We start from the raw sequence: 17,718 nt of genomic DNA on the forward strand, positions 1-17,718 counted from the left end.
GCGGTGATATGTCCGTGCAGCCCTCTCTCACCGATGTGGAGCAGCGGCTGCTGGACTGCTACTCGATGTTCATGGCGACCGAGCCGCTGGTCCTGCGCAAGAAGTACTACCCGCTGCTGTCACGGGCGGCGTGCGAGGACATCGCGCAGGAGGCGTACGACCGGGTGGCGGCCAAGGCCGCCTGCGGCGGGCTGGACTCGGTGACGAAGCTGCCCGGATACCTCAGAACGGCCTCGCGGAACCTCGCCAAGGACGCGCTGCGCGTCCTGAAGAACGACCCCGTCTGCTACGACAGCGAGCTCGTGGCCGCGATCCCGCCGCCCCGGGTCTCCGCCGAAGACGTCGACCTCCTGGAGCGCCTCGTCGTGCCCCTGATCGACGCGATGCCCCGCACCCAAAGCCGCAAGATCGTCCAGCTGCAGAGCCAGGGCCTTGAGGACACCGACATCGCCAGCGTCCTGGGCATAGACAAGCTCCGGCTGCACAAGGACCGCTCATCAGCCGTCGTCGAGCTACGCGGCAAGCTGGGCAAACACATCCGTGACGGCCACCGCAAGCAGACACGACGCGTAGAGAAGGATGGGTGACAGCGGTGCGCCGCTTCAGCAAGGACAACGGCGCCGGCAGCCCCGCGCCCGAATCCCCTGGCGAGCTGCTCGCTCTCCGCAGGCAGTTGCAGGGACCCCCGGACTTCTGGGACCGGCCAGCCGGAGACTTCGGCCCCCTGGACCGCCTCCGCGCCCACGGCGTCGAAGCCCGCAAGAAGGCGAACTCCTTCTACCGGCTCGGGTCGAAGGCGCTGCTGCGCGGTGAGCTCGCCCACGCGGTGGACTGGCTGGGCACCGCCGCAGCCGCAGGACACCCCGGCGCGCTGTTCCGCCTGGCCCTGATCACACTGCGCACAGGACCGGAGTGGGTCGAGGACGCGCGCTTCCTCATTGTGGAGGCGGCCCAGCAGGGGCACGGCGACGCGCGGCGTCTCCTGCGCGACCTGGACGCCGTGGACCCGGAGTCACGGGCACGTCCCGAGGACGAGATCTTCTTCGACGAGGTCCGCGAGCACCTGGCCGCCGCAGAGCCGGCCACAGCCGAAGTGGACCCCAGCACACGACCAGAGGCCGATGGGCGCCAGGAAACCCAGGCGGGCGCGGGGACAGGCGTTTGCGACCTGGTCTTGGTCTCGGCGCCCATCCTGCCCACGATCCCCAGCCCGCCCTCACGCCCCAAGGACGACCCCGCCACCCGCAGGGCACACCTGCACGCTGTCCCCACAGGCCTGTCGCTGTCCTTGCCCGAGCCTCAGCAAGAGCCGCCCCGCAGACACCATCTGATCCTGCCGAGCAGCTCCTCAGGTTGGTCGGCAGGCGCCCTGCGCCCCGCCAGGCTGAATCAGCTGGCCCGGTCGGCGTCGCCGCTGGCTGCCGTACCGGAGAAGTGGCAGATCACCCAACGCGCGCGGGACATGCTCCAGCTCATCAGGCCCGACGGCATCGACACCCGCACCCTCGCCCGCCGCACCGGGGTAGCCATGAGCTTCGCCGTCCAGATCCTCAGCTGGCTGCGCGAGCAGAGATTCCTTGAGACCCGAGACGGCATCCACTACCCCGGCCCCCTGATGACGACGCTGACCACCAGCTCGCTTCTGACCGAGACACTCGCCGAGCTCCGCGACGAGCTCGGCGCCGCCGTGTACATCAGCTCCTACACGAACGGAGAGATCGTCATTCAGGAGTCGTCCTCCAGTGAGGCCGCCCCGGCCGTCGTCGAGCAAACTCCGTTCGGGGTAACAGCCCACGCGAACGCGGTCGGCAAGAGCCTGCTGGCCCAGCAGAACTTCGCCTCGCGGATGGACCACCTCAGCAGATACCCGTTCATCCAGCTGACCGACCGCACCATCACCGACGAACGCACGCTCTTCCAGCACCTCGACGGCGACGGCCCACACGCAGCCCAGTTCGACCTACTGGAGTACGCCGACACCGACATCTGCGTCGCCTACTCCCTCGGCCTGCCCAGCAGAGCCTCCAGCCTCGCCCTGTCCATGCCCGCCAATCAGTACCCACGCTTCATCGCCGCCGCCCGTACCCTCAGCCAACGGGCGACCGGGATCCTCCTGGCCCACCTCCTCGCCGACGAGATGAACCAGCCCACCACTCACCACACAGGCCAATGGGAGCGTGCCGCACCCGTGGCACGGCACGCACTGCCCTAGAACCCCTGGGGCCCGGCACCCTCGTACCGGGCCCCAGGGGCGCCGGCTTCGCCAGGGGCGCGTAGCGCCAAGCGCGCAACCGATGTGCTGCTGGAATATGCCAACTCTCCTGCGGGCAGCCGCCCCGCTACCCCATCGTGGCGAGGGCGGGCCGTCGGCACCGCCTCCGCCGACGACGAGGAGAAGCCCAATGGGTTGGCAGCGCGAGGGATACGAGACACACACCGGCGAAGTCGGGGTACTGCTGGCGGACGGCAGCGAACCGGGCCCGGTCGCCTTCGACCTGGGCAGCGGCTCCCACTTCAACGAGTCGACCGACTGGTGGGCATACGACGGCTCCCTGCGCCGCCCCACCGCGACATCCATGCGAGGCAGGTGCGCCTGCGGATGGCGCGGTCAGCGCACCTTCCCCCTCGACTGGGAACAGGTCCTGCGCGCCGGCCGCAACGCCTACGACACCTCCGGGCCCGAAAACGACTGGGAAGCGCACATGGACGACGTCGCCGCCCGCACGGTACCTCTGCCCGGCGATGTGGCGGGCCTGCTGCACACCCTGCGCGAGCGCCTGGACGAGCTCGTCGACGACGAGCCGCTCGTCGTGCTGAAGGCAGCCGGGAAGCTGGAGGCGATCCTCGCCGACTACGGCCCGATCGCCGCCCGATTCATCACCGGCCAAGACATCCCCCTGCCCAGGGTCGCTGAGGCCCTCGGTACCACGCAGAAGGCCGCCGCCTCCCGCTTGACCCACTACAAGTACGCCAGCCACTGAAAGCCCGCGAGGCCTCGTGCTCTGCAGCCAGCGCTGCATGGATGCACGCCGTACGGCTGACGTCCCGAGGTGTGAGTGACCTGAAAGCCCCGCACCGCACTAGGCACTGTCCGGCGGATCATGCGACTTTCCGATTGGTCGCGCGTTGGTTCGGTCATGGGGCGGGGAGATCCAACGAATCGCGAGTGGTCGCTTGTGGAGCCGCATCTGCCGCTTTCTGGCAGGCGGGGAGGGCGGTGGAACGATCACCGCACCGTACTCAACGGGATCCTGTTCCGAATCTGTACGGGCATCCCGTGGTGTCAGTTACCTGCGTGGTTGCAATGTGGTCGCCTCCTTGAGCTGGGGTGTTGCACTTCTAATGGCGGGTATTTCTAGGTGGTCTGACCTGCATGGCTACATCCTGCTTCGATCGGATCATGCCTCTGAGCTGTGATGCAGCACTTTGAATTCGAGATGTTGCAACTCCAGAGGTAAATGCTTTGAGGGGTGACGCCGACGGGGGCGCGCAAGATATCGGGGTCATGTCAACGAGTGTGACGCCAAGGCCGTGCCCGGCAGGCGGGGACCGCCAGCGCAGGTAGACGCCTGAAAGCCACTCCGGCCCGGCTGCACAGCGGCACCTTGCGCCCGGACGACGAAGTGATTGTCAGTGCCCACGGATAGCCTTCGCCGCTATGACCACGACGCGGCGTCCCGCCTCCGAACTGCCTGCCGACCCCGCGCACCTTCGACTGTCCTACAGCCACCAGCACCCTGCCGAGCCCTACGACTTCGAGGACACCCTCGAGGCGTGGCACGTGTCGATCCGCACCTACCACTTCGAGGAAGACGAGTGCGAAGGCGGCTGTACCGAAGCGTGTCAGGACCGGATCGACAAAGGCAGCAGCGCCGGCTACCTCCGACTGTGGCGGCTGAGGGACTACACCGGTGACAGCCGCTGGGAGGCGGCCGACGCGGAGTCCGGTGACCTGGAGTCCATCGCCGCCACTGTCTTCGATGCCCGAACCAACGAGTACTCGCAGGACTTCGAGAAGTTCATCGAATGCCCGGTCGGTGACCTGCTCATCCTGGACCGCGTGTTCCTGGACAAGGAGTGGCGCGGCTTCGGACTGGGACCGGTCTTTGCCGCGGAGGCGATCCGGCGCCTGGCCGGCGGCTGCTGCGCGGTGGCAGCCCAGCCCGGGCTGGGAGAGCTGCCGGACGGCGCTCATGAGGTCCCCCGCGCCTACCGCGAGCAAGCCACGAAGAAGATCGCCGCCTTGTGGCGGAGCATCGGCTTCCGCGACTTCACAGACGGTGTCCAGCTCCTCGACCCCGCACTGAACGAACTGTCAGACCAGCTGCGCAACGCCCGACAGCACCTCACTTCCCTCTCCCACGCCTACCAGGGCCAGACCGTCCGCGGGCGTGCGTAGGCAACCCCGGACGAGCAGCTCCCTGGGGAGGCGAACGACAGCACGAGCACACTGCTCCTCCCTTTAGCCCACCGCACAACAGCGACCGCCCGTGGAACGACCCATGACCTCATACGCCTTCAAACTGTCCTACTCACAGATCAGCTGCCCCGGATGCGGCATCAGCCGCATCCGGGGCGTCGACTGCCCTGACTGCGGCCACTGTCCCCAGCCGTGGGAGATCGACACCGCCGGCCGTGCACGCCGCGAGGCTGCTGCTGAGGCGCGGAACCTGCTGGCACAGCCCGTCACCCCACTGCCCGACGGCCCACTCGGAGTCCCCGAGACCCTGCACGCTGCCCTCTTCAAGCGCCTCGCAACCTGGTGCAGCGGCTTCTTCACGGCAGTAGCAGAAGCAGCACAGGCCACCGACCATGGAGCGCCAGATCTCAAGGTCCGCGTCGCCGAGTTCACCGAACTGCGTGCCCTGGTGCACAACGCCGACGCCAGACGCCCACTGAAAGTACTGCTCACCACCCTGCGTGAACTGGTCGCCGAGCTGACCTCGATGATCGACGCCTACCTCGCCGCGCTCCTGGCCTCCACCCCCCTGGAAGCACAGAAGCACGGGACACAGGCCCAAAGCCACCACGACCGCGCCGCAGCACTCATCGAGGCAGCCAACACCACGGCCGACGGAGCGCAACTCCTGTCCGCCGAGCGGGACACCGCGCGGATCCAGACACTCCTCCTGACCCGCGCGCTGCGCACCTACCAGGTGCCCGATCTGCTGGCCCTCGACGCAGCAGCCCGGGACCAGCTCCAGGGGGTCACCGGCTCACGAGGCGTCGACGGCTCCGGAGTCATGTACGCCATCGGGCAGGTCCTGGCCCAGAGCATCTTCGACCCGGAGCGCTTCGGTGAGGTCATGCGCCTCGCCTACGGCGTGTTCCGCTCCAACTCCGAAGTTCTGCGGACACTGGCACAAGAACCGGTCTTCGAAAGCGACTTCAAGCGCGCCCTCCACGAGCTCTTCGACGGCTCGATGGAAGCAGTCCACGCCGTCGACCATGCCACTCACTCCCGGCAGGCCGGCCGAGCCCTGCTCGGCATCGCCATGGCCCAGGTCGAAGGACCGGGCCAGGTCATCGCCTCCGCCCTCCTGCTGGCCTGCGGCCGCAAAACGGCCGCCTACACGAACCTCCGGCACAGGAACGCCACCGAGCTCATCACCGCAGCGCAACAGGACCCAGCCCTGCACGGCCTCCTCGACGGGCTGGACAACGACCTGCGCACCGGCCGCGCCCACGCCCTGGTCCACTACGACGACACGGGTGTGGTCATCGAGCGGAAGAAAACCACCCGCACCGTGGTGTGGCGCGACGTCATCGACGGTGTCTTCCAGGGTTACGAAAGCATCCATGCCTGCCAGCTGGCGCTGTGGCAGGCCATGGGCGAGCTCGGGTTCACCAACTTCGCCACCGAAGGCCTGTGGGAGGCGCTGGGCCTCACCCCCGAGCAAATGATCACCGTTATGCTGGAGAACTCCGGCTACCGGGACATCGCCGTCACACCGGGGGAGAGGCACTGGAAGGTGGGAGCCTGGACCCAATCCACTCCTGCGCTCTCCACTCACCTGGGCCTCATCCGCCTCCACCTGCCAGCTCACGTGGACGAGCTCAGTTTCACCGTGCACCAGAAAGACGAAGTCCACACAATGGCAGGCCCCCTCGCTCCCTGGCGCGAGTTCGCGACGGCACCCCAGGATAGCGAGGCGAAGCTGATGGCCTACTTCCGAGCCCAGCTCTCATGGACATACGACAACGCCCCCGTCCTCTCCGCCCAGCATGTGCGCCGATGGACCGCTCTGCAGGCCGCGCAAACCATGGACCAGACACCTGCAGAAGCGATCACCCGCCTGCGCGGCTTCCGGGATCTGGCAAAGTTCGCTGGTGATGAAGAACTAGCCTGGGCACTCACCGGACTCATCCGATACAAGCGCCTCGGGAAGACGTCAGCCCAGGCAACAGCCGAACTGTCTCGTATGCATTCCTGGTGCAGCCTGCCGGCCGTACTTCCCGAGTGGCTCTGAACCCGAGAACACAGGAGTGACACAGGCGCCCGCCGCCCCGCGGCACGGAGTTGCCAGGGGTGTCGGGCAGCCTGCCGGACCTCCTCGATCTGCCCACGCAGACGCGCCGGCATGGGGCCGGTCAGATCAGCCCATTCGCTGGGGCCATGCGGCTGGTAGAGGGTGATGAATCCGCAGAACTGGCCCGGCCTGTATGCGGTGATGAGGTCCTTGTGGTCCTGGGGTAGGCCCGAGCCCAGCGTTTCTTCGACCCGCTGCCAGTCGGGAGCAGGGGGAACGACAGCAGGAGGCGGGCACAGCGCGGTCAGCGCGGTGAGAGAGGTCATCGGTTTCCTCGGCGGTTAAGGACGGCGTCGCGGGCGGGGCTCAAGGTGGGCGGGGTTGTCGAAGAAGGTTCCCTCGTCGAACAGCAGGTTTCCGCCGCGGTCCTTCTTCGTGCCGAATGCCTCGACCTGGATGGTCTTGGGAGGTGAATCGGGAGCGTCTTCCGCATACTCCAGGTACACGCTGTACTGGACGACAACACATCGACCGATGCGGATGCGGAGCAGGTACCGCGCATCCGCTGATCTTTACTCCCCGGGGAGCTGCCGCTGACCCTCTGGGGTGAAGGTGAAGGTCTGGCGGAAGGGACCCGTTCCGAAGCGCACTGCAAGCAGCAGGGGTTCTGTATGTGGAGGTGGCCATGATGGGCTGGCTCCCGGAGCAGTGCCATTCCAGAGATGGAAGGACACCATCGGGTCCTCCGGGTTCTCAGTCAGGTAGCCCAGGGCCTTGCCGAAGTAGGGATTGTTGCCGCCGAACAACATGGACGGTGTGCCGAACTCGTCGACGATGTCCGTCCACACGCGGTCCTCTCCCGCCCAGTGACGGACCGCTCTCTGCAGGGCTGCGTACTCGTCTCGCTCCAGTACGCGGTCGGGCTTGAGCCAGCCGCGGTGGTGCGCGAACTCGGCGTACACCGAGGCAATGCCGTATTCGCAGTAGCGCTCCGGGGTCAGATGGCGGAACACGCCCGCGACGCCGGCGCTGGACCAGGCGCCGCGCTCTTCCCAGATCCGCTGCTGCTCGGCCAATGCCCCGGGCTCGCACTCCACGAACAGCAAGTGGTCCATCAGCATGCGCAAGGCCAGCTCCGGCTCTCTCCCGAACATTCCGGGACGGCGCAGGGCACGATTCAACTGATCGATGAGATAAGTGCGTAGCGCATCGGAGGCTGCAAGCGATCTGGAAGTAGGCACCTCACAGTCTCCCGCAGATGCCGCCGGATCGCGATCACGGGCTGACACTCAGCCATTCTTCCGAGCCGGATCCTGGCCCGTCGCCCGCTACTGTTTCTCCGCCGTGCTGCTGACCGGCACCGACACCTACTGTCTCGCTACCCCCCGACCCCGCGCCGAACAGCACGTCGTCGGCTGATTCGCTGCCCGCACCACTCGACGCTACCGAGCCCACTGCTCCACGAACCGGGGCGCAAGGTTCCGGCGGTATGCGTCTGCAGGCATGGGGCCGGCCGGGGGCTACGCACTGATGGATGGGGATCTCAGATCATTGGAACGCCCAGATCAGCGAAAAGCTGGCGAGTGGCCGGATCAGCTGAGTACAGCACGGTGCCGCGAATGGAGCGGGTCATGAGAACTCCGTACGCGTTGCGGATTCGATCCGCCAGCTCGTCGTCGGAGCGAATGCGGCTGGCCTTGCTGTGCACATGCTGACGGTCCAGGACCCAGGCCCCTGAGGTCCAAGTGAGATCGGGGCCCATGATGACGCCGCCCCACTCGTACTCGAGGCCTTGTGCTGTATGGACACAGCCGATCTGTCCGAAACCACCCTGATCTGTGGCCCAGAACCGGCGCTTTGGCACACCAGGTGTCGTATGGCTGTCGCCAGCGTTCCATGGCCTAGCCCATCCCTTCTCCGGGGCGACATCCGGTGCGGTGCCCGTGTCATCGGTCCACTTCCAGCACATTCCCGCAGACATCCGGGCGCTCAATCCCGCGTCCAGCTTTGACTGCAGGAGATCTTCCATCCGTGCGGCACTGTCGGTGTAGTACAGCTCGAACGGTTCCCGTTCCTCTCCTGCATCGGGGTTCCACGGCAGCGGGTCGCCGAGGAGGAGACGCTGAACCCATGTGTCGTAGGTAGAACTTCCGACCGCGCGTAGGGCCCGATCGAGATGAATCGGCACCACCTCCGCTCTCAGGTCATGGATCGCGTTGATCAGTTCGCTCTCGGACCAGATCTCCTCCGCGAACAGTCGCTGGTCGCCGTCGATGAAGAAGACGGGAACCTTGGCCCGGTTCACGATCACGGCAACCGAGGATTCGCCGCGCCGCATGGAGAACGAGCCCGTCATCGGGCGTTCGGTAAGCCTGTGCGCTTCATCGCACAGCAACAGGTCTAGCTCGTTGGGGCCCAGCTTGTCCGCGACCTGGTTCAAGGTCATAAAGGCCTTGCCTTTGCCCCGAACGCCGCGTTTGAAGTTCTCCCGTGAGGCCACGCCTCCTGATACGAAGCGGGCGTCAGCGCCCTCCTGGAGGGCCTGGCCCAGTACAGTCAGCGCCACAAGTGACTTCCCCGTGCCTGCCCGGCCGCTGACGACATACACCTTCTTCGCGCCGGGTGACGGGGCCCGGACTGCGGCCATGATGCCGTCGACAGCTTCACGCTGCTTCTCCAGCAAGCTGAACGTCGTGTAGCCGTTGACGACCGCCCCGACTTCAGACGTCAGCAACGAGGTCGAGCGGCGCCTGGCCAAGAGCTCCTGAGCTGCCGTTGCGTCCGACGTGGCGCTGAAGTGGCTTTTGAGGAACTTGCGAAGGTCCGCTGGCTGGCGGGCGGTGAACGTCGGGATGCCTGCAGCCGGCCGGACCCTACTGATCCACTGGGACTGCGGATCCTTAAGGTTGTGGAGGTATGCAGCCCCGACAAGGTGCACGTACCGGTCGTCGAACATGCTGTGATGACGCCTGAGCGCGTCCAGGTTGTCCTTGACCTGCATGGCAGGGTGCTTCTTGTGACGTCCGTAGAAGGGCGCAAAGACGCGCTCCACGGCACAGTCGCCACACAGCAGTCCCGTGATGGCCTTCCTGCACTGGGCGCACAGCCCGTCCTTCGCCTTCGCCGGGTCGGGACGTTCGGCCTCGCCCCACTGCTTCAGTTCGATCGCGGCGAAGCTGAGCCCACCGTCGGGGTGACCGCCAGCAAGCACCACGTCAATCGGGTTCATGCTCGGATGGACGCGGTACTCCACGAAGACATACACCTGCCCCAGCCCCAGATCGGACAGCGCTGTGGCCAATTCGTAGACGCTTTCCCGCCACGATTCCTTGTCGCTCTCTGAGGGCGCCTTCCCCTGGGGATGCGCGGCCTCGTAGCAGGCCACAATCTTGGGAATCAGGCGGTGCCGGTCCCGCACCAGCTCCTCAGCCGGCCAGAACGCCTCCAGTTCCGACCACGTACCCCCGCTAGCCATGACGCCCTACCTTGCTTCCGATGCCGACCGTCTGCCCCGCCCCCACGCTCTCCACCGCAACGCTTCAGGGAACATGAGGTGGACAAGTATCTCAGTTACCCAAGGTGACGACAGCGGTCACCCGTCGAACAGCGAACTGCTACGGTCGCACTACGGCGGCGCGGACATGCGGCTAAGCGAAAGCTCATCGACTCGCTTCCGCGCCGCCGGCACCGCAGAAGAATCGCGGTGACGCCCAGGGCCGCGGCACGGCAACCACACACCGGATCACTTGTGCCCTGTGAAGACCGCCGAGAAAGTCTACTGGAGCGCCGGCGAAGCGAAGCTTCCGAGAATTGGGCCCCAGGCACCCGCCATGGCCACAAGCCGACGAGATCGGACCAACGCCTGCCCCGCCTTCGAACGGTTCTCAAGCCTCAAGACTTTGGGCAGTGAAGATGCGCTGGTCGGCACGTACTCGCCGACCAGCGCTGGGCCCTTCCTCGTTTTACAGGCCGAGCCAGGAGCAGATGAGCTGTCCAAGTACGTAGACGCTCAACTTAACCAAGGCCTGTCCGACGTGCTGCAAAACAGTCCGCCGCTTAGTCCGCTTGGCCGTTTCCAAGAGGTTTCCTCTCTCAGCAATGGCCCGCCCCAACCGGTGCGGGGAGCGCCTCCCGGCGACTCCGCCAGGAGGCCGAACCCGCGTATCGGGTGCAGCAGATGAAGCTTGAGAAAGGGCTTGGGCAAACAGTACCGGTCTGCGCGTACCTGCGTTTGATGCGGGGTCACGTCTTGAAGCCGTGGAGCCAGCTGCCCCGGCAGTGATGTAGATCACCCGGCAACCAACGCGGGTGGTGGTCCCGGGCCTGACGGTCGAGACCACCACCCCCTGCGACTGCGCCAGTCAGGTCTCGTTGAGGGCGCGGGGCGCAACTGCCAGATACCGGTCTCGCGCCGCCAGCACCGCTTCGATAGTTGCATTGTTGCTGGCGCTAGTAGTGCTTCGTTAGGTTCTGAGTCTGGTTGTGTTGCGGGGCAGGCGTCGGCCGCAGGTGGTGCAGGTGCCGGTTCAGCACTGCAGCAGGTTTTGGAGGGTGTCGAGGACCTGGTAGAGGGTCAGGCTGGCGTGTGGGCTTTTCGGTCGAGCCGCCGCAGGGTGAGGAAGGCCTGGGCGGCGGTGACGAGGGTGACGTGGTGGTGCCAGCCGCGCCAGGTCCGGCCCTCGAAGTGGTCCAGGCCCAGGCCGTGCTTGAGCTCGCGGTAGTCGTGTTCGACGCGCCAGCGCATCTTCGCCCAGAGGACCAGGTCGGTGACGGGGGTGATGGCGGGCAGGTTGGTCACCCAGTAGCCGGTCGGCACGGCGGCATCCACCGGCTGCTCGACCAGCAGGGTCCGCAGCGGCAGACCGAGGGGGGACGGACCCCTCCCGCCCGCAGGACCGTCGAGGGATACGCCCGGATCTGCGACCTCGACCCCGTCGAGGCGGTGGAGGTATGGACGCGGGCGGTGAACGCCCACTGCGGCATCACCCGCCGCACCTACACCCGCGCCCCGCACATCGAATTCGTCCGCACCCGCGACGAGCTCGCGGCCGCGCTTGTGCGGGTGCGGGAGAAGAATGGGCGCCCCGACACGGGAGATGGAGTGGCGTACTAATCGCCGCTACCAGGAGCACAGGGACTACGCCTTCTTGTCCCGCAGTACCGCCTGGCGGATATCGCGGCGTGAGTCCCTGCCAGCGCCGGAACGGGCGCTGCTGTCCTACCTGATCGCCTGCGAGGTTCCCGAGCGTCTGTTCTCCGAGTGGGTGCAGACGTGGGGCCGAGTGAACGGCAAAACGGCCCCAACCCACGACAAGCGCGCGCTGGCACGGGAGTCCCGCGTTGCTTCACGCCGCCGGGGCCGAGGCCGGGAGCGGGAAGCCGTCGCACGGAGGCACACGCCCTGACCCGCGTCGTGTGCGGGCGGCGGTCGAGCGCGTCCCGCCACCTCGGGGCCTGGGCAGGCCGGAGGGCGACCGGTGACGGCCGCGCGCTGCAGCCCTGCCGCCAAGTGAGGTGCTCGCAGGTGATGAGCGGCTCGGGGAGCTCCTCCGCGCCCAGGACGAAGAGTTCCTGACCCTGCTGGGGTGGGACTGGGAGCGGCGGGTGATCACCTGGCCGCGGCAGCATCCGGTGATCGGCCTGCCCGACTGCCCCGTCTCTCTCTGCCCGCTGGCGATCACCGTGCTGACACGGCCGATGTGCGGTGGCTGCATGGAGCGTTGGCGCGGCTCCAGCCTCCCGCTGGAGGAGTTCCTGCTCGTGCCGAAGGCAATCAGCCGCGGAGTAGGGCAGGGTCCTTGTGCCGTCGGAGGCTGCCGGCGTCCTCGCGACAGTGTCACCAGCGGGCTGTGCGAGGCACACCGTTCCCAGCGCGGAACGACCGACCTGAGTGCCTTGACCTGGGAGGAGTTCCTCGCCCATCCCCGCGTGAACGGGTACGCCTCCCTCGGGCCGTGCAAGGTAGCCGCGCTGCTACCTCGACCGCGTCGGCCGCCAGGACCCCTACTGCAAGGCCCACCTGCACCGTCTGTACCGGGCTCGGGCGGCACCGGGGTTCGACGAGGCCCTGTGGCGGCGTGCGGACAAGGCGATCTGCACGAACCGCGAGGTCAGCCTTCGCGGTCTGCCAGACCGGCTGGTTGCTGAGGTCCTGTACGGGCTGTGGGCTCGGACGCAGGAGGGCATGAAGGCCCGGCCTGAGTGCCTGCGGCTGCTCTACGACCGGCTGCGCGCGCATCAGGTGCAGGAACTGCAGGAGGTATCGGATCCGGCAGGTGCTGGGCACAGCCGCGAGCAGGGCACGATGATCCGGGCCTGGCAGCGGGCACTGCGCCTGCTGAACATGACGCCGGAAGCCGAACGCGTCAAGGACGTCTGGGACATGGCGGTTTTCGGCTATACCGGCCACATCTCGTTCGCCCCCGTGCTGCAGGAGCCGCTGTGGGAGGCGATGAAGATCTGGGTCTACGACGACCTGCCCCGCCGCCGGAACAAGAACGCCGCCCAGCACGCCCGCGCGATCATCGCAGCCGTCGGCATGCTCTCGGAGAGCCTGCGCCTGCAGCGCCAGGACCGCGGCGCGGAGCCCGCTGCATGGGGTCGCGGCGACATCGTCGCCTTCACCAACTGCATGGGCTACTTCACTTCGACCGGGAAGATCAGCCCGGCCCGGCGCCTAGCCTTGCCAGGTTCGTCCGCCGAGTCCTCCTCCGCTTCCGTACCCTCGGGCTCACTGCGAAGGGGCAGCTGCTGGAGGGCATGCCGACCGAGTTCGCGGTCGGGCCGGAGGACATGCCCGATGAGCCCGAGGGCACTGAGGCCGGCCGCGACCTGCCGGACGAGGTGATGCGCGCACTGTGTGCCCACCTGGACGGGCTGGAGGTCATGAGCAGCGCCGAGGTCCGCGTCGCCACCGAGTTGCTTATCGACACCGGACGGCGCCCCGACGAGATCCACACTCTGCCGTTCCACCGCCTGGAGCAGGATCCGGACGGCTCCGATGTCCTCATCTACGACAACCACAAGGGATACCGGCTCGGACGGCGCCTGCCGATCGGCGCCGAGACCGCCGCGGTCATCCGCCGTCAGCAGCAGCGCGTCCGCGAGCGATTTCCTACGGCAGACCCGACCCGGCTGCGGCTCCTGCCGCGACCCAAATCCAACCCGGAGGGCACCAAGCCGCTCAGCGACATCTCCGGCTACCACCGGACCTGGGTGAGGTCCTTGCCCGACTTGCTCGTGCCCGTCGTCGTCACCGAGGAAGACCGCCGCATCACCCAGATGGTGCCATTCGACAAGACCCGGATCTTCCCCTATGCCTACCGGCACTGCTACGCCCAGCGGCACGCCGACGCTGGCGTCGGCGTGGACGTCCTCAAGGAGCTGATGGACCACTGTCTGATCCACACCAACCATGGGCTACTACCGCGTCGGCGACGAACGCCGCCGCGAAGCCGTCGATCGCGTCACCGCCCTGCAGTTCGACCGCCATGGAAACCGGGTCTGGCGCACCGCGAAAAGCCTGCTCGACTCCGAGCACGTGCGCCGCGCGATCGGTGAGGTCGCCACCCCCTACGGCCCACCGCCCGCGCCCTCGGTGGGCCGGAGATGCGGGAGTACTTCTCCACCCGCATCCTCGTCCGCTACACCCTCAACGCCTGGAAGATGCTCGTCCCCGAAGTCCACCCCGCCCCCAAGCCCACCCGGCATCCCGGCCGCGTCCAGGTCGTCCTCGGCGGCACCGTCCGCGAGCCCCAGGTCCTCAACCTCTCCGAAGCCGAAGCCCGCGCTGGGCCATGGCCGGCGTGCCCGGCAACCAGCAGCCACTCACCATCCACAAGCCGGGTACGACCGTGGGTAACCCGCCAGGGGCGGAGAGTGGGGCCAGCTCCGAAACGGCCGACCTGGCCGGGAGCGGCGTGGGGCTGGTCGGGCTGCAGGCCGCGCAGCAGGAGCTGGACGGCATGACCCTCGCCGGCCTGCGCTGGGCCCGCCGCAACGACTCCGAGTTCCCTGCTCCGGCCGGCAGGGAAGGCGCGGAGTACCTGTACCGGGTCGACCAGCTGCGACAGAGGGCACGCAACCGGCCCCGGAACGCCAATTGAGATAACTCCCTGTTGGATGTGACCTCGCTCGATCTACCGTTGCCCGGTGACTGACATCTGGACTCCTCTGTCGACGCGCAACGCCGCGGGTCCGGCTCTCCGGGATGCACTGTCCCCTGCGCTGGAACAAGCTTTGCGTGTATGGATCGAGCAGGTCGCCGCCGGCTCGGTGAGCCTGGTCGAGCGCGTGCTGCTGCGCTGCGACATGGCACGAGACTTCGGCACCGAAGATGTCGACGACGTAGAGTTTCTCGCGTGGCACGCGTCGACAGAGACCGTCTACGACGTCGTCGACGCGGTTCTGGACCTGCTGCCAACGGGAGGGCCTACTCCGTCACGGAACGAGGTCTTGTCCTGGCGGGAGTCTTCGACCGCGACGGTCGCTTTCGCGGCCATCGCCGCCGGCCTCACGAACATGCAGTTCTCCACACACCGGTCTCCCTTGAAGCAGCTGCTGGAAGACGGCCGGTCCGTCTACACCCTTCGGAAGGACGGCCGTGCGCTCGTACGCCGGGTGGACCCCACGCTGAACCGGCTGGTGGACAGCGCTGCCGAGGCAGCCCAGCAGCCGGACCGAGGTTCGGCCAGTACCCACCTGCGTCGCGCCTACGACTCCGCCTACGCTCTGCATCCGGATCCCGTCAGGGCCTACAGCGAAGCCATTAAGGCCGTGGAGGCAGCAGCGCATGCCGTCATCCAGCCGAACAACCGGAAGGCCACGCTGGGAACGATGCTCGGCCAGATTCCTCAGATTTCCCACAAGCTGAAGGTCGTTCTGCCCGGGAAGACCGGCGACCAAGGACTGGAATCGGTCCGGTCGATGATGGAACTCCTCTGGACCGGACAGACCAGTCGCCACGGCGGCCAGCAGCCGACCGCATCCGAGACGAATGAGCAGGCTCAGATGGCCGTCGACCTCGCCACTCTTTTGGTCCGCTGGTTTTCTACTGGGGCTGTGGGCCGCTGTTGAGAACCAGCACTTGAGCGTGGCCGGGACTGGCCACGCGGAAATGACGAGGCCGCTTGGAGGACGGCGGCGTCGGGGTGATGTACACGACAGGGGCCCGAGAGGTCACTCCATACTTCGTCTGCCCCTGGGGACTGTCAGTGGTGACTGCGAAGCTTGAGTGGTGAACAGTGACGAGCAGCTGATGCGCGGCCGCGTGTACGGCAGCGACCACGACGATCCCGACCCGGGCCCGAAGCCCGGCCCCATCTACGCCGAACTGGTCGGCGGGCCACTGGACGGCCTGCTCCTCGACATCACCGGCAGGACCGCGGACGGGATCGAGACCGGGGTCTCCCTGATGACGGGCCTCGGCCGTTTCGGTTCCGACGGCCGTGCCCTGTACAAGCCGCGCTCCGGAGAGCCGGGCCGCGACTGGGAAGGCGACACCCCCTGAGGACCGCCGGGCACAGATACACGGGCGGTACGGAAATTCGGTTATATATCCGACCCGTTCTGAGTACCTTTGTCGGCAATCGAGTGCGCGCGGCGCGGACAGAGCGAGGCGAACATGCAAGACCGTGTGGGTGGTCAGAACCAGAGATCGCGTGTCGCCGAGTTCATCCGGCACCTCGCCCCTGACGTCCGCACGGCCCTGCGCTTCGACGACGCCGCCGTCCTCGGTGCAGACCTCCTCGTCTCGCTGTGTCGAGTGCTGATGGACGATGACAGCTCCCAGTCCTGGCAGGAGCGGATCAACGCCTTCTTTGATGAGTTCGAGACCGCAGAACTGCAGGCGGGGCTCGACTTCACGCTCGCCCAGATACAGGACCGCGACCGGTTGCTTGCCTGGATGAAGTCCTTCAAAGGCGGGAGTTATCAGATCTTCGCGCTGCGGCTGCTGGGTGCCGCCGAATTCAGGCGCCTGGTGGAGGCGTTCAAAGACGACAGCGCGATCGTAGCCCTGGCGCTCAGGCGTGGGGTCCGCGCGCTGATGCCGTTCGCTGTGGCCTGGAGCGACGCGCTCGGCAACATGACGGAGAACCAGCGGAAAGCCATCTCGAAGACCGACCTTCTCAGCATCGAACTGACCCAGGGGATCGTCGCGATCGACGAGATGATCGGAGAGAAGGTCATCTCCACGCTCCCCATGCAGCTCACGGCCGCCACGGCCGACGACCTCTCCAACTGGCGGCCCGACAACCTTGCGGAGATCGTCAGCAACGTCAGGCACTGTGTGGTCGAGTCCTCGGCCAAGAGGGTGGAGCGCGAGAACTCCCAGCTCGTCAGGAAGATCAGAGGGGCCAAGGACGCTTTGAGGCACTCCGAGGATGGGATCTCCCAGGCGGCCAACTCCCTGATCGAGCTAATCGACCGCATCATGCGCGAGGCTTTTACCAAGGCAGAGGTCGTGGCCTGGGTTGAAGCCAACCTGCCGGACGAGCCTGAGCTCACCCACGAGAAGGCCGGCGTCACCCTCCCGACCAAGCGGGCCGAGGCACTGTGCTTCGTCTACCGTGGCGGCACCGTAGCCCGCGAAGCCAACGAGTACGACAACGGCGGCGGACCGTCCCTCCTCCACGACGCCCTGGCTCGCGCGATCGTGACCACCCGCACCAGCCTGCAGAAGTTCAAGCACGACGACGACGGCACCCAGGAGGAGAGGGACCAGCTCCTCGCGCTGCTCACCGGCCTCGAAGGAGCGCTGCTGCTGGGCCTGTCCCTCAGCCAGACGGCCACCACATCGGACCGCGCTCCCGCCGAACTCGAAGCCGACTGACCACACGAGAGCGGGGCCGGACAGACAACCCTGTCCGGCCCCGCTCTCGTTCCAGTCCACGGTGATTTCGTGATGCGCGCGTTCACTGCGTTGGTCTGGTGCCGACCGATCCGGGCCAGTTCATGTCTCGCCGGTCTGGGTGCAGTGGGCGATCCGTTCTGGGGCGCGTACGGGCATCGGCGGCCGCTTCTCAGGGCCCGGGTTCCATGATCTACCAGCTGGTGCGAGACGCTGTGAGGACGTGGGCCAGGACGACGAGTGACTGACGTCCGCAGCCGTCCAGGACCATGGCCCGGTGAAGCGGCCGGCGCCCTCAGTCCGCCCGAAGGGCGGGTGGCACGGGCGGCCGGTCTACCAAGACACCCGCCGATCCAGGGACCCGCGAGGCTTGTCGGCGAGTGTAGCGCCGTAGCGACG

At 67.0% G+C, this 17,718-nt stretch carries 14 protein-coding genes and 2 pseudogenes; 13 read left to right on the forward strand and 3 right to left on the reverse strand.

Annotated features, from left to right (window positions below):
* Window positions 1-14: 14 nt before the first annotated feature.
* The 6 genes and pseudogenes from ACZ7G1_RS36785 to ACZ7G1_RS36810 all read left to right on the forward strand — a co-directional run bounded on the left by ACZ7G1_RS36785 (window position 15) and on the right by ACZ7G1_RS36810 (window position 6,470).
* The gene (locus ACZ7G1_RS36785) at window positions 15-587 is read left to right on the forward strand and encodes an RNA polymerase sigma factor (protein ID WP_470881295.1); all 573 of its coding nucleotides are present in this window, start codon (window positions 15-17) and stop codon (window positions 585-587) included.
* Window positions 584-2,212 carry an IclR family transcriptional regulator domain-containing protein gene (locus ACZ7G1_RS36790; RefSeq protein ID WP_471204413.1) on the forward strand — a complete coding sequence of 543 codons (1,629 nt, stop codon included), beginning with the start codon at window positions 584-586 and terminating at the stop codon, window positions 2,210-2,212. Before ACZ7G1_RS36785 ends, ACZ7G1_RS36790 begins: the two co-directional genes overlap by 4 nt.
* A 190-nt stretch (window positions 2,213-2,402) precedes the next feature.
* Entirely contained in the window at window positions 2,403-2,981 is a 579-nt protein-coding gene (locus ACZ7G1_RS36795) for a hypothetical protein (RefSeq protein ID WP_470881292.1), read from the forward strand.
* Between the two features lie 156 nt (window positions 2,982-3,137).
* Window positions 3,138-3,293: pseudogene (locus tag ACZ7G1_RS36800) on the forward strand (transposase); the annotation flags it as partial.
* A gap of 365 nt (window positions 3,294-3,658) precedes the next feature.
* Entirely contained in the window at window positions 3,659-4,399 is a 741-nt protein-coding gene (locus tag ACZ7G1_RS36805; protein WP_470881290.1) for a hypothetical protein, read from the forward strand.
* A gap of 103 nt (window positions 4,400-4,502) precedes the next feature.
* The gene (locus ACZ7G1_RS36810) at window positions 4,503-6,470 is read left to right on the forward strand and encodes a hypothetical protein (protein ID WP_470881288.1); all 1,968 of its coding nucleotides are present in this window, start codon (window positions 4,503-4,505) and stop codon (window positions 6,468-6,470) included.
* A 572-nt stretch (window positions 6,471-7,042) separates the two neighbouring features.
* Here the strand turns inward: ACZ7G1_RS36810 and ACZ7G1_RS36815 are convergent.
* The 3 genes and pseudogenes from ACZ7G1_RS36815 to ACZ7G1_RS36825 all read right to left on the reverse strand — a co-directional run.
* Window positions 7,043-7,711 carry a hypothetical protein gene (locus ACZ7G1_RS36815; protein ID WP_470881286.1) on the reverse strand — a complete coding sequence of 223 codons (669 nt, stop codon included), beginning with the start codon at window positions 7,709-7,711 and terminating at the stop codon, window positions 7,043-7,045.
* 302 nt (window positions 7,712-8,013) lie between these two features.
* Window positions 8,014-9,945, reverse strand: coding sequence for a DNA/RNA helicase domain-containing protein (locus ACZ7G1_RS36820; protein ID WP_470881284.1), 1,932 nt, complete (start codon window positions 9,943-9,945; stop codon window positions 8,014-8,016).
* Between the two features lie 1,098 nt (window positions 9,946-11,043).
* A pseudogene (locus ACZ7G1_RS36825) lies at window positions 11,044-11,331 on the reverse strand (transposase); the annotation flags it as partial.
* Window positions 11,332-11,433: 102 nt separating this feature from the next.
* Between ACZ7G1_RS36825 and ACZ7G1_RS36830 the strand changes: the two are divergent.
* The 7 genes from ACZ7G1_RS36830 (at window position 11,434) to ACZ7G1_RS36860 (ending at window position 17,301) form a co-directional block, all read left to right on the forward strand.
* A complete protein-coding gene (locus ACZ7G1_RS36830) occupies window positions 11,434-11,583 on the forward strand; it encodes a hypothetical protein (protein WP_470881283.1) in 150 nt (49 codons plus the stop codon).
* Window positions 11,584-12,654: 1,071 nt separating this feature from the next.
* The gene (locus ACZ7G1_RS36835; RefSeq protein WP_470881281.1) at window positions 12,655-13,317 is read left to right on the forward strand and encodes a hypothetical protein; all 663 of its coding nucleotides are present in this window, start codon (window positions 12,655-12,657) and stop codon (window positions 13,315-13,317) included.
* The gene (locus tag ACZ7G1_RS36840; protein ID WP_470881279.1) at window positions 13,230-14,030 is read left to right on the forward strand and encodes a hypothetical protein; all 801 of its coding nucleotides are present in this window, start codon (window positions 13,230-13,232) and stop codon (window positions 14,028-14,030) included. Before ACZ7G1_RS36835 ends, ACZ7G1_RS36840 begins: the two co-directional genes overlap by 88 nt.
* Window positions 14,031-14,275: 245 nt before the next feature.
* On the forward strand, window positions 14,276-14,575 hold the full coding sequence (locus ACZ7G1_RS36845; RefSeq protein ID WP_470881278.1) for a hypothetical protein: 300 nt from the start codon (window positions 14,276-14,278) through the stop codon (window positions 14,573-14,575).
* A gap of 46 nt (window positions 14,576-14,621) precedes the next feature.
* Window positions 14,622-15,545 carry a hypothetical protein gene (locus tag ACZ7G1_RS36850; protein WP_470881276.1) on the forward strand — a complete coding sequence of 308 codons (924 nt, stop codon included), beginning with the start codon at window positions 14,622-14,624 and terminating at the stop codon, window positions 15,543-15,545.
* Window positions 15,546-15,726: 181 nt separating this feature from the next.
* Window positions 15,727-15,978, forward strand: coding sequence for a hypothetical protein (locus ACZ7G1_RS36855; protein WP_470881328.1), 252 nt, complete (start codon window positions 15,727-15,729; stop codon window positions 15,976-15,978).
* 126 nt (window positions 15,979-16,104) lie between these two features.
* Complete coding sequence (locus tag ACZ7G1_RS36860; protein WP_470881274.1) at window positions 16,105-17,301, forward strand: hypothetical protein; 1,197 nt, start codon at window positions 16,105-16,107, stop codon at window positions 17,299-17,301.
* The last annotated feature ends 417 nt before the right edge of the window (window positions 17,302-17,718 follow it).

It is taken from the genome of Streptomyces sp. NPDC037273 (genome assembly GCF_055603625.1).

Excerpts from the sequence above, each read along its gene's own strand:
- ACZ7G1_RS36795 (WP_470881292.1), top strand. The coding sequence starts at position 2,403 with ATGGGTTGGCAGCGCGAGGGATACGAGACACACACCGGCGAAGTCGGG.
- ACZ7G1_RS36805 (WP_470881290.1), top strand. The coding sequence starts at position 3,659 with ATGACCACGACGCGGCGTCCCGCCTCCGAACTGCCTGCCGACCCCGCG.
- ACZ7G1_RS36810 (WP_470881288.1), top strand. The coding sequence starts at position 4,503 with ATGACCTCATACGCCTTCAAACTGTCCTACTCACAGATCAGCTGCCCC.
- ACZ7G1_RS36820 (WP_470881284.1), bottom strand. The coding sequence starts at position 9,945 with ATGGCTAGCGGGGGTACGTGGTCGGAACTGGAGGCGTTCTGGCCGGCT.
- ACZ7G1_RS36835 (WP_470881281.1), top strand. The coding sequence starts at position 12,655 with ATGAAGGCCCGGCCTGAGTGCCTGCGGCTGCTCTACGACCGGCTGCGC.
- ACZ7G1_RS36840 (WP_470881279.1), top strand. The coding sequence starts at position 13,230 with ATGCCGACCGAGTTCGCGGTCGGGCCGGAGGACATGCCCGATGAGCCC.
- ACZ7G1_RS36855 (WP_470881328.1), top strand. The coding sequence starts at position 15,727 with ATGCGCGGCCGCGTGTACGGCAGCGACCACGACGATCCCGACCCGGGC.